Raw genomic sequence first — 13876 nt, 5'->3', positions numbered from 1 at the left:
GCGCAGCACTTCGTACGATGGCTTCGGAGCGGACGATCCCATCGGTGGTGGGTGCGGGAGCGCCGGAACTCGACGGGAGAGGCCATGTTGACGCTGGAATCCACCGTTCTGGACGCCCTCGACCTCCAATTGCTCTCTCGGCGCTGGAGGTCAACGGCCGCGCCTCCTTCAGCCGTCTCGGAGCGATGCTCGGGGCCTCCGACCAGACCATCGCCCGCCGCTACCGCAAGCTGTGCGCCGAGGCGGGACTGCGGGTCCTCGCGCTCCGCGACCCCCAGGCCCTCGGCGAGGACCAGTGGATCCTCCGGTTCCGCTGCGCGCCCGACAGCGCCCCGGCCATCTCCGACGCGCTCGCCAAGCGGCCCGACACGGCCTGGATCGGACTGGCCTCCGGGGGCACCGAGATCGTCTGCATGACCCGGCCGCGCGGCCCCGGCGACCACGACGAACTGCTGCTCGGCAAGCTGCCGCGCACCCCGGGCGTGGTGGACATCCGCGCCCACCAGCTGCTCCATCGCTTCTACGGCGGCCCGGCCGGCTGGTCGAGGAAGTTCGGCGCGCTCGACGACGAGCAGATCGCCGCCCTGCGCCCGCGCCCGGAACCCGGGCCCGGACCGGCCGTCATCGAGCCGGACGACGAACCCCTGCTCGCGGTCCTGCGGCGCGACGGACGCGCCGGCTACCCGGAACTCCAGCGCGCCACCGGCCGCTCCGAGTCGGCCGTCAAACGCCGCCTCGCCGCGCTGCTCGCCTCGGGGGCCGTGTACATCGACATCGAGTACCACTCCGAGGCGCTCGGCTACCCCCGGGCCGCGTCCCTGTGGATCACCGCCGCCCCGGGCGCCCTCACCTCCGTCGGCCAGGCTCTGGCCGGTCACGACGAGGTGGCCTTCGCCAGCGCCACGGCCGGTCCGTCCAACCTCGTCGTGACCGCGGTCGTCAGGGACACGCAGGGGCTCTACGCCTACCTCAGCGGGCCACTGGGCCGGCTGGAGGGCGTCCAGCACGTGGAGGCGACGCCGTTCCTGCGGAGGGTGAAGCAGCTGACGTACGAGGTGCCGGGCCGCTGAGGTCGGTGCGGTCGTTCGGCAGGGGCGCTCAACGCCGGTGCAGCCGGTCGCCGCCCGTCAGGATCGCCGCCGCGAGCGCGTCCGCCGCGCCCTGGGACGCCGTCCGTCTGCGGCCGTGGACCAGGACGAAGTCGACGCGGCCGAGTTCGGGCAGGCCGGCGCGGTCGGGCATGCGGACCAGGCCCGGTGGGATCAGGCCGCGGGAGTGGGCCATCACTCCCAGGCCCGCGCGGGCCGCGGCGATGAGGCCGTTGAGGCTGCCGCTGGTGCAGACGATGCGCCACTCGCGGCCCTGGCGCTCCAAGGCCTCCAGGGCGAGGGCCCGGGTGATGCCCGGCGGGGGATAGACGATCAGCGGAACAGGGCGGTCCGGCTCCAGCCGGAGGCGTTCCGCGCCGATCCACACCAGCCTGTCGTGCCAGACGAGTTCACCGTGCGGATCCTCCGGCCGCCGCTTCGCCAGCACCAGATCCAGCTTCCCGGCCTCCAACTGCTCGTGCAGGGTGCCCGAGAGCTCGACGGTCAGCTCAAGGTCGACCTCGGGATGGTCGTAGCGGAAGCCCTCCAGGATCTCCGGCAGCCGGGTCAGCACGAAGTCCTCCGACGCCCCGAAGCGCAACCGGCCGCGGAGCCGGGTACCCGTGAAGAACGCCGACGCCTGCTCGTGCACGTCCAGGATCCGGCGCGCGAAGCCGAGCATCGCCTCGCCGTCCTCCGTCAGCTCCACGGAGTGCGTGTCCCGGGTGAACAACTGCCGCCCCGCGGCATCCTCCAGCCGCCGTACGTGCTGGCTCACCGTCGACTGGCGCAGCCCGAGCCGCCGGGCGGCCTGCGTGAAGCTCAGCGTCTGCGCCACCGCCAGGAACGTACGCAACTGGGACGGGTCGTACATACCGCGGAGCTTATCGCGGAACGTGATGACAGTCAGTGCCGTATGCCGGATTCCCGATCGCGGGCCGGAGGAGGACGATGAAGGGGGGCCCTGCGGCCCCGGTACCGCCGACAGTCACCAGCTAGATGGAGCACCGTGAAACGCCTGCGTTGGCCGAGTTGGATGCCGATCGACCCGTACATCCTGCTGCTCCTGGGAACGGTGGGCCTCGCCGCCCTCCTCCCGGCGCGCGGGACGGGCGCGGACGTCGCCTCCGGCGCCTCCACCGCCGCGATCGCCTTCCTCTTCTTCCTCTACGGCGCCCGTCTGTCCACCCGTGAGGCGATGGACGGACTCAAGCACTGGCGCCTCCACATCACGGTCCTGGCCTGCACCTTCCTGATCTTCCCGCTGCTCGGCATGGCCGCCCGCGGCCTCGTCCCGGTGCTGCTGACCCAACCGCTCTACCAGGGCCTGCTCTTCCTCACCCTCGTCCCCTCGACCATCCAGTCGTCGATCGCCTTCACCTCCATGGCCCGCGGCAACGTGCCCGCCGCGATCTGCGCCGGCTCCTTCTCCTCACTGGTCGGCATCGTCATCACCCCGCTGCTGGCGGCCGCCCTGCTCGGCAGCAGCGCCGGCGGGTTCTCCGCCGACTCGCTCGTCCAGATCGTGCTCCAGCTGCTGGTGCCGTTCGTCGCCGGGCAGTTGCTGCGCCGCTGGATCGGCGGCTTCATCACCCGGCACAAGAAGGTCCTCGGCCTGGTCGACCGCGGCTCGATCCTGCTCGTCGTCTACACCGCGTTCAGCGAGGGCATGGTCCAGGGCATCTGGCACCAGGTGAGCCCGCTGCGGCTGGCCGGACTGCTCGTGGTCGAGGCCGTGCTGCTCGCCGTGATGCTGGCGCTGACCTGGTACGGCACCAAGGCGCTCCGTTTCGATCGCGAGGACCGGATCGCGATCCAGTTCGCGGGCTCGAAGAAGTCCCTCGCCTCCGGACTGCCCATGGCGAGCGTGCTGTTCGGCGCGCACGCCTCGCTGGCGGTGCTGCCGTTGATGCTCTTCCACCAGATGCAGCTGATGGTGTGCGCGGTGATCGCCAAGCGCCGCTCCCGCGACCCGCGCCCGGAGGAACGGCCGGGGCAGGGGCCGGGGACCGAGGTCACCTCTGCGGCTTCAGCGTCAGCGTCACGAACCGCGGTCGGTACAGGGACACGTTCCGGTTGAGCTGCGCGGCCGCGGCGGTCGGCTCCAGCCAGTTGACGTCGTAGCTGAGCACCAGCCGTCCGCCGGTGGACGCCGCGGGATGGAGCTGCGGGTTGTACGCCGCGACCTCGCCGTCCGGCAGCGAGGCCGGGAGGTTCTTCGTCGGCCCGTGCCACGGACCGGTGGGGGAGCAGGCCCAGTACGAGGAGACGGTGGTCAGTCCGGCGGTGCCGGCCGCCATGGTGAACAGGACGTACGTGCCGTCCTCGCGCACCACGGAGAAGGCGCTGCCGACCCCGGTGCGCTTGTGTTGGTTGCCGAGGACCGGGGCGGGCCGGCCGCCGGAGGCCCAGGTGGAGCCGTTCCAGTACTGCCAGGCGGCGGGCTCCCCGAGCCTGCCCTCCGGGACCCGGGCCACATACGCCGAGGAGACCGGCCGGGACGCCGCCTGGCCGTCGTCGCCGCCGAAGACGTACGTCCAGCCGTCCTCCTCGATCAGCGTGGTGCCGAACAGGACCCGCCGGGAGGCGTCCGGGACCAGCTGCTGGTCGAACACCTTGGTGATGGACTCGACCCGCAGATCCGGCAGCGAGAGCGTGGCCACCTCGGTGGCGGTGGGCATCCCGTAGATCCACGGCGCCGCCCCCGCCGTCCGCACCCACAGCAGCACCCGTACGACCTGTTCGTCCGACCCGGGCGCACGCGGCTCGACCCGCGCCGCGACCGGCCAGCGCCACTGGTTGGGCGCCGGGTCGGGGAAGAGCGGGGCCGGCAGGGTGGTCTCCAGCCGGCCGTCGCGCATCAGCACCGCCGAGTTACGGACCAGGGGCGCGGTGGTGTCCCGCCAGGCGAAGGACTCGCCGACCGGGTTGGGCGGGGCGTACACCTGGCCCAGATAGGTGTCCGAGAACAGCCACAGCACCCGGCCGTCCGGCAGCCGCACCGAGTGGGTGCCGTCACCGCCGGTCCAGTCGTCGGCGCGGGTCGCGTCGTCGCCGTAGCGGGCGAACTCGCCGGTCAGCCGGTCGTCCGCCGACCACGCGCCGACCGTGTACGGCATACAGTCGTCCGCATCCTGGCGATCGTCGTCCTCGGGCAGGGCCGTGAGCAGCACGGCTCCGAGAACCAGGGCCAGCAACAGACCGAGCCCCGTTCCCGTCCGCTGTCGTGCTCGTACGTCGTCGGGCACCCACGGGACGTTAGTGGCTCCTGCTCGTCCGGTCCATGGGCAGCCAGAGGACCGTGCCGCTCAACGGGGCGGCGCCCGTGGCCAGTTCCTCGTCGCTGAGCGCCCGGTCCCACACGTGGACGTCGTCGATCGCGCCGGTGAAGAACGCCCGGCTGTCCATGCGCTGCCCGATGTGCACGCCGAACGGCGAGTTGCGGCTGACCGAGCCCGGGACGTCGGCGGTGCCGACCGCCGTACCGTCGAGGAACAGGGTCAGCCGTCCGCCGCCGCGCCGGAGCGCCACGTGGTGCCACAGGCCGTCGTTGTGGGCCCCGGCGGCCCGCACGGAGGCCGTCCGGGGTGCCGAGGCTCCGTCGCGGACGGTGATGAGGCCCTGGACACGGTCGTTCGCGGGCTCCGCGCGCAGCCACACCTGGGGTTGGGCGGTGCCGATGCCGCCCATCCACAGCAGGGGCTGCTCGCCGCTGGTGGCGGAGTAGCGGAACCACAACGACGCCGTGAAGTCCTTCGTCCCGAGCGGCAGTTCATCGCGGTAGGGGAGGCGTACGGCGTCGTCGGCGCCGTCGAAGGACAGCGCGCCGCCGTGGACGCCGCCGGTGGCCCGGGCGCCCCCGAGCACGGTCGCGCGCGGGGCGTCCGGGGCGAGGTCGGCGGTGGTGGGGTCCGCGGCGCGGCGCGGGGCGAGCCAGTCCTCGGTGAAGCGGGCGAAGCGGATCTCGTCACGGGCGTCCGCGGCACCGCCCTCGTACAGCAGGCCCACGGTGTCGTCCCCGATCGGCGCCAGGTCGGAGTAGCCCGACCAGTCCGTGGTGACGACCGTGCCCCGGTCGACACTGTCCCAGGTCTGTCCGTCGTCGTAGGAGGAGCGGATCATCATCGTGCGGCGGCGGTCGGGATCGGCCGGAGCGGCCAGCAGGAGGCGGTCGTCCAGAGGGAGCATCGAGCCCTGCACCTGGGGTGTGTAGAGGTCCGGCAGGGCGCTGAACGGGGAGCCGAAACTGTCGCCCCCGTCGTGGCTGACCGCCTGGGCGCGGTGCCCGGGGTCGGTGCCGTCCTGCTCCCGGCCGCTGACCAGGACGGAGCCGTCGGCACGCTCGGCGAGGGTCATCTCGGACGGCTTCTGACGGAAGGTGCCGTCGGCGGCGACCGGCCAGGAGCCCCTCGCACCGACGCTCCAGTGGTCCCCGCCGTCGTCGCTGACGATCAGCGCCGCGTGGTTGGCACTGACCCTCCCCCAGCCTGCGGCCGGGGGGACCCCCATCTCGCTTCGCTCGCCGTCCCACGTCTCGGTGTTGACGCTCAGGACGAGCCGTCCGGCGTGCCGGCCACGGGTGAGCTGGATGCCGTGCACCGGCCCGGTGGCGTACCAGGAGTTCCACTCCGGCGGCAGGACCTCCGCGCTGAGGTCGCGGGGCCGGGACCATGTCAGACCGTCGTCGTCGCTGTACTGGAGACGGGGGGTGCGGTCGCACGGCACGGTGCAGCTCTCGCTGTCCGTACGGCCCGTGTTGTACGTCTGGGCCAACAGGATGCGGCCGGTCTCCTGATCCACGACCGGTGCCGGATTGCCGTGGGTGTCGCCGCCGCCCTCGTTGACCACCTGGAGCGGACCCCAGGTGCGGCCGCCGTCGGTGGAACGCTTCAGGACGATGTCGATGTCGGCCGCGTCGCCGCAGTTGAGGACCCGGCCCTCCGCGAAGGCGAGCAGTGTGCCGTCCGTGCTCCGCACGATCGCGGGGATGCGGAAACAGGCGTAGCCGGGGTCCTGGGAGGCCTTGAAGAGGATCTGCTGTTCGAACTCCGGGGCCGCGGTGTCAGGTCGGGCGTGTGCCTGGATCGATGACGCGGTGAGCGCCAGGACGGCGACGGTGACGGTTCTCAGACGTGCACGAAGCCTCGACGGCACAGTGCGACCTGCCCTTCGTCAAAAATACGGACATCTGGATATCCCATGTCCAACGTGCACGTCGCAGAGGCCAGTTCTGTCTCCGACACCTCACAAGGAGCGCGCATTCACCCGTCGGCGGGGTACCACGGGGAGGATCGGCAGGACAGCGGCGGGGCTGGGAGCCGGTACCGGGGCGGCCGCGCCGCTCTTGCGGCAGATCAGGGCGTCCGGGTCGGTGGCGGGGACCTGGAGGGTGTAGCCGTCGGGGCAGGCGGGGCCGGGGTCGCCCGGCCGGCCGGGGTCCCCCTTGTCGCCCTTGTCGCCCTTGGGTCCCTGGAGGCCCTCGGAGCCCTGGGTGCCGTCCAGGCCCGCGGGGCCCACCGGCCCTGGGGACCCTTCGGCACCGGCGGGGCCCGGTTCCCCGGGCCCTCCGTCCTCGCCGGGCGAGCCGGAGGGGCCGGGGGGACCGGGGGAGCCCTCCGGTCCGGGTGGCCCGGACGGGCCGGGCTCGCCGCGCGGTCCGGTCGCGCCGGGTGCGCCGCCCGCTCCGGTGGCCCCGCGGTCGCCCTTCGCGCCGCGCTCGCCGGGCAGTGCCGCGGGCACCCGGATACGGTCGGTCAGGTCGTCCACCGCGTCCGACGGATCGGGCGCCGCCGGTGTCCCCCCGCCCGCCTCGACCTGGGCGCGCAGTGCGCGCACGTCCTGGGCCAGCGTGGACACGGCCTTGCCGCGCCGGTCGGCCTCGGCCTGCATCTCGGCGGCACGGCGGTCGCCGGCGTCGATGCGCGCCCACAGGATCACGGCGACCCCGCAGAGCGCGATCAGCACGCACACGAGGAAGACGCCGCGCCAGCGCGGTGCCAGCAGCCGTTCGAAGCGTGCCCTCACGACGTACCTCCGAGTCGGTGGATGTCGAGCCTGAGCCGCGCGATCTCCGACTGGTCGGCGGTGTGCAGCGAGGTCAACTCGTCGATGCGCGAGTCGCGTTCGGCGACCTGGCGCTCCAGCCGGTCGCGCTCGGTCTGCAACTTCTCGGTCAGGCTGGAGTAGCCGCTCAGCGCGTTCTCCCCGCGCTTTCCCAGATACGCCACGGCGGCTGCGCCCAGCACGCCCGTGGCGGCCAGTAACGATCCGAGCAGGGTGGTGCCGGCATCCAAGGGACTGCCTCCTACTGGACGACGGGCCGGTTCCGACACGGCGCGGCCCGTTGAACTCACCACCATCAACGAGCCACTTGCCGCCGGGGTGTGCCACGGAAGCCGACTACGCCGGACGGGTGGTGACGGAGCGTCAGGGCTGACGTCAGGTACACGCGTAATCAAGGGCGCGGGACGGCCTTCCCGGTGCGAGTTGCTCGCCCCGCTTTCTCCGCCGCCGAACGCGAGCGTTTCATGGGCCTGTTGATCCGGATTTCCGGTACGGACGGCTGACGGCGGATAACGTTCCGTCATGACCGCACCCGTCACCCTCGATCCGGCGCGCAGCGCCCTCGTCCTCGTCGATCTGATGGACCGGATCGTCGCGCTGCCCCTGGAGCCCCGCAAGGGCACCGAAGTCCTCACCGTCGCAGAGGAGTTGGCGTCCGTCTTCCGCGCGGCGGGCGCCCCTGTCGTCCTCATCCGCGTCGAACGCCCCGGGGTCGCCGAACAGCCGCCCGGCAGCGGGCTGGTGGCCGGTCTCGCCCAGGACGGCGACGTCGAGATCGTGAAGCGGACGATCGGCGGCTTCCAGGGCACCGGCCTCGACGACCGCCTCCGCGAACTCGGCGTCACCACCCTCGTGTTCGGCGGCATCGCCACCAACCTCGGCGTGGAGTCCACCGCCCGCGCCGCCGGCGACCTCGGCTACGACCTCGTCTTCGTCGAGGACGCCATGGCCGCGTTCACGGCTGCCGAGCACGAGGCGTCCGTACGGCTGGACTTTCCGCGGCTGGGGTCGGTGGTGCGGGCGGCGGGGCTGACCTTCGGCCGGGGCTGATCCTCGGTCGGAGCTGATCCTTGGACGGGACCGGTTCTGGCGCCATGCTGCCTCCTGCGCGAGGCCGGTCCGTGGGGGCCCCGCTGGGCAGGGGGCGCCGTCTGTCGCTCGTCCCGGGTGCGCCGGCGGGGTCAGCCCCGGTGGGCCGTGGCCTCCAGGGCGATGCGGTTCTCTCCCGCGTACACGTTCATGTTGGAGCCGCGCAGGAAGCCGACGAGGGTCAGGCCGGTCTCGGCCGCCAGGTCGACGGCGAGGGACGAGGGCGCGGAGACGGCGGCCAGGACGGGGATGCCGGCCATGACCGCCTTCTGGGCGAGCTCGAAGGAGGCCCGGCCGGAGACGAGCAGGATCACTCGGGACAGCGGCAGGTCGTCGTTCTGGAGGGCGCGGCCGACGAGCTTGTCGACGGCGTTGTGCCGGCCGACGTCCTCGCGTATGTCGAGGAGTTCGCCGTCCTCGGTGAAGAGGGCGGCGGCGTGCAGACCCCCGGTCCGGTCGAAGACCCGCTGAGCCGCGCGCAACCGGTCGGGGAGGCTCGCGAGCAGTTCGGGTTCGAGACGGACCGGGGGAGTGTCGGAGATGGGCCAGCGGGCCGTCGTACGGACCGCGTCGAGGCTCGCCTTGCCGCACAGGCCGCAGGACGAGGTGGTGTAGACATTGCGTTCGAGGGTGATGTCGGGGATCACCACGCCGGGCGCGGTCCGCACGTCCACCACGTTGTAGGTGTTGGAACCGTCCACGGTCGCCCCGGCGCAGTAGACGATGTTCTGCAGATCGGATCCGGTCGCCAGGACACCCTCGCTGACCAGGAAACCGGCCGCCAGGGCGAAGTCGTCGCCCGGGGTGCGCATGGTGATCGCGAGCGGCTTGCCGTTCAGCCGGATCTCCAGCGGTTCCTCGGCGACCAGGGTGTCCGGGCGGGACGAGATCGCCCCGTCGCGGATGCGGATCACCTTGCGTCGTTCCGTGACTCGTCCCATGTCCTGATCAGCCCCGGTTCTGTACGTGCTGGTAGCCGAAACGGCCCTTGATGCAGAGGTTGCCCCGGGTCACCGGGTCGTCCTGCGGCGCGGTGACCTTCACGATGCCATTGTCCTGCACGTGCAGGGTGAGGCCGCAGCCCACCCCGCAGTACCCACAGACGGTGTTCGTCCTGGTCTGTACTGACTCATCCCAAGTGCCCGCCACGCGTCCGTCGAACTCCGACCGGGACGACAGGGCCCCTGTCGGGCACACGTCGAGACAGTTACCGCAGTACACGCACGCCGAGTCGGTGAGCGGGGCGTCGTGCTCCACGGTCACGCGGGCGTCGTGTCCGCGGCCGGAAACCGTGATGGCGAACGTGTGCTGCCCCTGGTCGCCGCAGACGTCCACGCAGCGGCGGCACAGGATGCACTTGCCGTGGTCCCGCACGAACAGGTCGTTGTCGACCCTTGGCTCCGCGTCGAGCCGGGCCGCGACCGGGCCGAAACGGTCCGGATCGGCCCCGTACTCCTCGATCCACCCGGCGACGCCCGGTGTCGTCGACAAGTCGACCGAGGAGGCGAGCAGTTCCAGGACGGTCCGGCGGCTGTGCCGTACGCGCTCGGTGGCCGTCCGCACCTCCATGCCGGGCTCGGCCCGGCGGGAGCAGGCCGGGACGAGGGCGGGCGAGCCCTCGACCTCGACGACGCAGAGACGGCAGGTGCTTCGCGGGGCGAGGGAGTCGCCGTGGCAGAGGGCCGGGACGTCCGTGCCCGCCGCCCGGCAGGCGTCGAGGATCGTCGTGTCCTCGGGGACCCGGGTCTCCGCGCCGTCGAGGGTGAACGTGAGCATCCGGCGCGGAATCCCCAGCGCTGTCAGGGTCACGCGTGCACCCCCAGCCGGTCGACGGCGGATGCCACGGCGTTCCCCGCGGACCGCCCGACACCGCACAGCGAGGCGTCCCGCATCGCCCGGCCGACATCCCTGAGCAGGGCGAGATCGTCGGCCGCGGCCGCGCCGGACCGCTCCACGATCCGGCGCAGCGCCTCTTCCTGCCGCACGGTCCCGATCCGGCACGGCACACAGCTCCCGCACGACGCGGCGCGGAAGAACTCCGCGACACCCAGCGCCAGCCGAGGCAGCGGCACGGTGTCGTCGAAGGCCATGACGACACCGGAGCCGAGTGCGGTCCCGGCCTCCCGCGAGCCTTCGAAGGCGAGCGGGACGTCGAGTTCGTCGGGGCGTACGAAGCCGCCGGCCGCCCCGCCGAGAAGCACCGCGCGCAGGCCCTCGCGCACACCGGCCAGAGCGAGCAGCTCGGCCGCCGTGGCGCCGAACGGCAGCTCGTACACCCCGGGCCGGTCCACGCTGCCCGACACACAGAACAGCTTCGTCCCGGTGGAACGGCCCGGGCCGCTGTTCGCGTACTCCGGTGCCGCCCCGGTCAGGACGGGTAGTACGTCGATCAGCGTCTCGACGTCCGCCACGACCGTCGGCCGGCCGAACAGCCCCTTCTCCGCCGGGTGGGGCGGCGTGGGGCGCGGCTCGGCGCGGTACCCCTCCATGGCGTGGAACAGGGCGGTCTCCTCGCCGCAGACGTAGGCGCCCGCACCTCGCCGGATCTCGATGTCGAAGGCGTGGCCCCGGCCGAGGATGTCGTCGCCGAGCAGACCGCGGGCACGCACACGGTCGACGGCATATTGCATACGGTGTATCGCCCGAGGATATGTGTCACGCAGGAAGAGGTATCCCGTATGCGCGCCGATCGCATACGCCGCGATCGTCATCGCCTCCACCAGCGCGTACGGATCTCCCTCCATGATCACCCGGCTCCTGAAGGCTCCCGGCCCGGATTCGTCGGCGTTGCACACCAGATGGTGCGGATGGTCGGGCCGCGATGCGACGGCCGGCCATGTGCGGCGCACCACGTGGCCGGTGGGGAGGCCGGAGCCGGTGATCTCGCGGAGGACTCCGGCCGGTCCTAGCTCATAGGCCCGCCGCAGCGCGGTGTAGCCGCCGTGGGCGCGGTAGTCGTCCAGCGAGGACGGGTCGACCACGCCGATGCGCCGCAGCAGCGTCAGCGACGCGTCCCCGGCCTGAGGCACCGCGTTCGCGGCCGGTGGTTCCTCGGGCGCCGAGTCGGGGGAGACCGCGGCGAGCACGGCCGCGGGCACGGTCGCCGGCGCCGACACCGCCGTACGCACCGGATCGCCCGCCCTGACCACGAGCGCCGCCGGGGCCCGCTCGCACAGGCCGAGACAGCCGCCGCGCTCGACCGCCACCCCGCTGTCCGGGCCCAGCCGCGCCTCGACCCCGGCGCACAGTTCCGCAGCCCCGGCCGCCGTGCAGGCCAGGTCCGTGCACACACGGAGCACGGTCGCGGGCTGGGTCCGTACCGAGAACCGGTCGTAGAAGGTGGCGACGCCGTACGCCTCCGCCGGCGCCACCGTCAGCCGTCGGCACAGATAGGCGAGGGCGCCCTCGCTGATCCAGCCGACGCGGTCGTTCAGCGCGTGCAGCCCGGGCAGCAGCAGATCGCGGCGGGCCCGGGCCGTCCGTCCGCCGCGGGACCACCGCAGGTCCGCCTCGGAGCGTTCCCCGCCCTCCCAGAAGGAGGCGGGAGGACCCAACAGCTCGTCGACGGCCGCGCGTTCGTCGTCCGTCGGCTCGCAGGCGCCGAAGTGCAGGTCCACTCACGTCACCCCACGTACGTCACGACGGGCAGCTTGTCGATCCGGACGGCCGTCGCCTCGAACTCCGCCGTCCCCGCGATCGGGCAGGCGGCCCCGACCGTCGGCCGGTCGGTGCCGTCCGCCTCGTCCGTGAGGCGCAGCGTCATGAAGGCGAGCCCCGGCCGCAGGGCGGTGTCGATCCACACCGGTGCGAGGACCGATCCGCGCCGCGAGGAGATCCGTACCTTCTCACCGACCACGACCCCGTAGCGCTCGGCGTCCTCCGGGCACAGCTCGACGAACTCGCCACGCCTGAGAGCCGACGCGAAACTCCCGCCCCGCACAACGGTGTTGTAGGAATCCAGCCGCCGTCCCGTCGTCAGCCGGATCGGGTAGTGCTCGTCCGTGAGATCGACCGGGGGATCGTGCCGCACGATGCCGAACGGCGCGAGCCTGCCCCGCGCGGCCGGATCCGTCTCCCACAACCGGCCGTGCAGACAAGGCGGTTCGATCCGGTCGACGTCAGGACACGGCCACTGGATGCCGTGGTGCCGCTCCAGGCGCTCGTACGTCATCCCGTGGTGGTCCGGGGACAGCGAGCGCACCTCGTTCCAGACGGCCTCGGCGTCGGCGTACCGCCACTCGTGACCGAGACGCCGGGCCAGCTCGCACAGGATGCCGACGTCGTCACGGGCCTCACCGGGCGGCTCGACCGCCTTGCGCACCCGCTGAACTCGGCGCTCACCACTGGTGGTTGTGCCGTCGCTCTCCACCCGGTCGGCGGTCGCGGGCAGCACCACGTCGGCCAGTTCCGCGGTGTCGGTGAGGAAGGCGTCCTGTACGACGAGGAAGTCGAGCGCCTTCAACCGCCGTACGGTCGCCGCGCTGTCCGACCGCGACCGGACCGGGTTGTCGGCCAGGCAGTGGACGGCCCGCAGGGTGCCGGACTCCATCTCCTCGAACATCTCCGCCAGGTTCAGCCCGTAGTGCGGCGGGACGACGGCACCCCAGGCCGACTCGAACTTCAGCCGGGCGCCCCGGTCGAGGACGTCCTGGAAGCCGGGAAGGCGATGGGGGAGGGCGCCCATGTCGACGCCGCCCTGCACGTTGCTCCCGCCGGACAGGGGCTGCAGGCCGGAGCCGGGGCGGCCGACGTGACCGGTCAGCAGGGAGAGGTTGATCAGGGCGCGGACGTTGCCGGTGCCGTTGTGGTGCCCGGTGACGCCGAGGCCCCAGCACAGCTGGGCCCGGTCGGCGCGGGCGTACGCGTGCGCCAACTCCCGTATCGCGGCCGCCGGTACGCCCGTCACCTTCTGCGCGAGAGACGGCGTCCACGGTTCGACGAGTGCCCGGTACTCCTCGAAGCCGCTTGTCGCGCGCTCGATGAAGGCCTCGTTGGCGAGGCCCGCTTGGATGATCTCCCGGCCGATCGCGTGCGCCAGCGGAATGTCGGTCCCCACGTTGAGACCGAGCCAGCCGTCCGCCCACTCGGCGGAGGGCGTCCGCCGCGGATCGACCGCGTACAGCCTGGCGCCGCCTCGGATCCCCTTCAGGACGTGCTGGAAGAAGACCGGGTGCGCCACGCGGGGGTCGGAACCCCACAGCACGATGACGTCGGTGTGCTCCATCTCCTCGTACGAGGAAGTGCCCCCACCCGAACCGAACACGGCCGCCAGATCCGCGACGCTCGGGGCATGGCAGGCGCGGTCGCAGGAATCGACGTTGTTGGTGCCCATGACGACGCGGGCGAACTTCTGTGCCACGTAGTGCGTTTCGTTGGTCGCCCGGGCGCCGGAGAGCAGTCCGAACGCGTCCCGGTTGCGCCGCAGACCCCGGGCCGCTCGATCCAGCGCCTCGTCCCAACTCGCCCTGCGCAACGGCTCGTCGCGTGTGTCCCTGACGAGCGGGTGGGTGAGACGCGGGTACGGCTTCGCCTCATGGTCCGTCATGCGGCGGTCCGGTGGGCGAGGAGGTCGCTGATGGCGTGGACGGTTTGGAGGGTGGGGACGTTGGTGCCGGTGATGTGGGCGAGTTCGATGA

General features: G+C 72.4%; 11 protein-coding genes and 1 pseudogene. 3 read left to right on the top strand and 9 right to left on the bottom strand.

The features are described from left to right. Positions 1-84: 84 nt before the first annotated feature. Positions 85-1070: pseudogene (locus ACFY0U_RS05315) on the top strand (Lrp/AsnC family transcriptional regulator). Between the two features lie 28 nt (positions 1071-1098). Here the strand turns inward: ACFY0U_RS05315 and ACFY0U_RS05310 are convergent. Then, positions 1099-1962, bottom strand: a complete 864-nt coding sequence (locus ACFY0U_RS05310) for a LysR substrate-binding domain-containing protein (RefSeq protein WP_388630522.1) — start codon at positions 1960-1962, stop codon at positions 1099-1101. A 162-nt stretch (positions 1963-2124) separates the two neighbouring features. Here ACFY0U_RS05310 and ACFY0U_RS05305 point away from each other — a divergent pair, with 162 nt between their 5' ends. Then, a complete protein-coding gene (locus ACFY0U_RS05305) occupies positions 2125-3168 on the top strand; it encodes a bile acid:sodium symporter family protein (protein WP_388632338.1) in 1044 nt (347 codons plus the stop codon). Here the strand turns inward: ACFY0U_RS05305 and ACFY0U_RS05300 are convergent. From ACFY0U_RS05300 to ACFY0U_RS05285, 4 genes are all read right to left on the bottom strand, one after another. Beyond that, a complete protein-coding gene (locus ACFY0U_RS05300; protein ID WP_388630519.1) occupies positions 3104-4336 on the bottom strand; it encodes a DUF4185 domain-containing protein in 1233 nt (410 codons plus the stop codon). The two genes, ACFY0U_RS05305 and ACFY0U_RS05300, sit on opposite strands and share 65 nt — an antisense overlap. A 10-nt stretch (positions 4337-4346) precedes the next feature. Continuing rightward, complete coding sequence (locus ACFY0U_RS05295) at positions 4347-6242, bottom strand: exo-alpha-sialidase (RefSeq protein ID WP_388630516.1); 1896 nt, start codon at positions 6240-6242, stop codon at positions 4347-4349. 90 nt (positions 6243-6332) lie between these two features. Continuing rightward, on the bottom strand, positions 6333-7112 hold the full coding sequence (locus tag ACFY0U_RS05290) for a collagen-like protein (protein WP_388630513.1): 780 nt from the start codon (positions 7110-7112) through the stop codon (positions 6333-6335). Continuing rightward, positions 7109-7381, bottom strand: coding sequence for a hypothetical protein (locus tag ACFY0U_RS05285; protein ID WP_388630510.1), 273 nt, complete (start codon positions 7379-7381; stop codon positions 7109-7111). Before ACFY0U_RS05285 ends, ACFY0U_RS05290 begins: the two co-directional genes overlap by 4 nt. 292 nt (positions 7382-7673) lie before the next feature. Between ACFY0U_RS05285 and ACFY0U_RS05280 the strand changes: the two genes are divergently transcribed. After that, positions 7674-8201 carry an isochorismatase family protein gene (locus ACFY0U_RS05280; protein ID WP_388630507.1) on the top strand — a complete coding sequence of 176 codons (528 nt, stop codon included), beginning with the start codon at positions 7674-7676 and terminating at the stop codon, positions 8199-8201. Between the two features lie 131 nt (positions 8202-8332). Here ACFY0U_RS05280 and fdhD read toward each other — a convergent pair whose 3' ends face one another. Genes fdhD through ACFY0U_RS05260 form a run of 4 tightly spaced genes read right to left on the bottom strand, consistent with a single transcriptional unit; the run spans position 8333 to position 13785 of the window. After that, on the bottom strand, positions 8333-9181 hold the full coding sequence (fdhD, locus tag ACFY0U_RS05275; RefSeq protein WP_388630504.1) for a formate dehydrogenase accessory sulfurtransferase FdhD: 849 nt from the start codon (positions 9179-9181) through the stop codon (positions 8333-8335). Between the two features lie 7 nt (positions 9182-9188). Continuing rightward, positions 9189-10049, bottom strand: coding sequence for a 2Fe-2S iron-sulfur cluster-binding protein (locus tag ACFY0U_RS05270; RefSeq protein WP_388630501.1), 861 nt, complete (start codon positions 10047-10049; stop codon positions 9189-9191). Continuing rightward, entirely contained in the window at positions 10046-11857 is a 1812-nt protein-coding gene (locus ACFY0U_RS05265; RefSeq protein ID WP_388630498.1) for an NAD(P)H-dependent oxidoreductase subunit E, read from the bottom strand. The genes ACFY0U_RS05270 and ACFY0U_RS05265 overlap by 4 nt, the downstream gene beginning before the upstream one ends. Before the next feature lie 5 nt (positions 11858-11862). After that, complete coding sequence (locus ACFY0U_RS05260) at positions 11863-13785, bottom strand: molybdopterin oxidoreductase family protein (protein WP_388630495.1); 1923 nt, start codon at positions 13783-13785, stop codon at positions 11863-11865. Between the last annotated feature and the right edge of the window lie 91 nt (positions 13786-13876).

The sequence above is a fragment of the Streptomyces sp. NPDC001536 genome, from assembly GCF_042894505.1.
Classification (GTDB): domain Bacteria; phylum Actinomycetota; class Actinomycetes; order Streptomycetales; family Streptomycetaceae; genus Streptomyces.
Note: the sequence above shows the minus strand (reverse complement) of the source record. Positions and strands in the feature narration are given on the sequence as shown.

What these genes read in the sequence shown, in the direction of transcription:
- ACFY0U_RS05310 (WP_388630522.1), bottom strand. Translation starts at nt 1,962, where the DNA reads ATGTACGACCCGTCCCAGTTGCGTACGTTCCTGGCGGTGGCGCAGACG.
- ACFY0U_RS05305 (WP_388632338.1), top strand. Translation starts at nt 2,125, where the DNA reads ATGCCGATCGACCCGTACATCCTGCTGCTCCTGGGAACGGTGGGCCTC.
- ACFY0U_RS05280 (WP_388630507.1), top strand. Translation starts at nt 7,674, where the DNA reads ATGACCGCACCCGTCACCCTCGATCCGGCGCGCAGCGCCCTCGTCCTC.
- fdhD (WP_388630504.1), bottom strand. Translation starts at nt 9,181, where the DNA reads ATGGGACGAGTCACGGAACGACGCAAGGTGATCCGCATCCGCGACGGG.
- ACFY0U_RS05260 (WP_388630495.1), bottom strand. Translation starts at nt 13,785, where the DNA reads ATGACGGACCATGAGGCGAAGCCGTACCCGCGTCTCACCCACCCGCTC.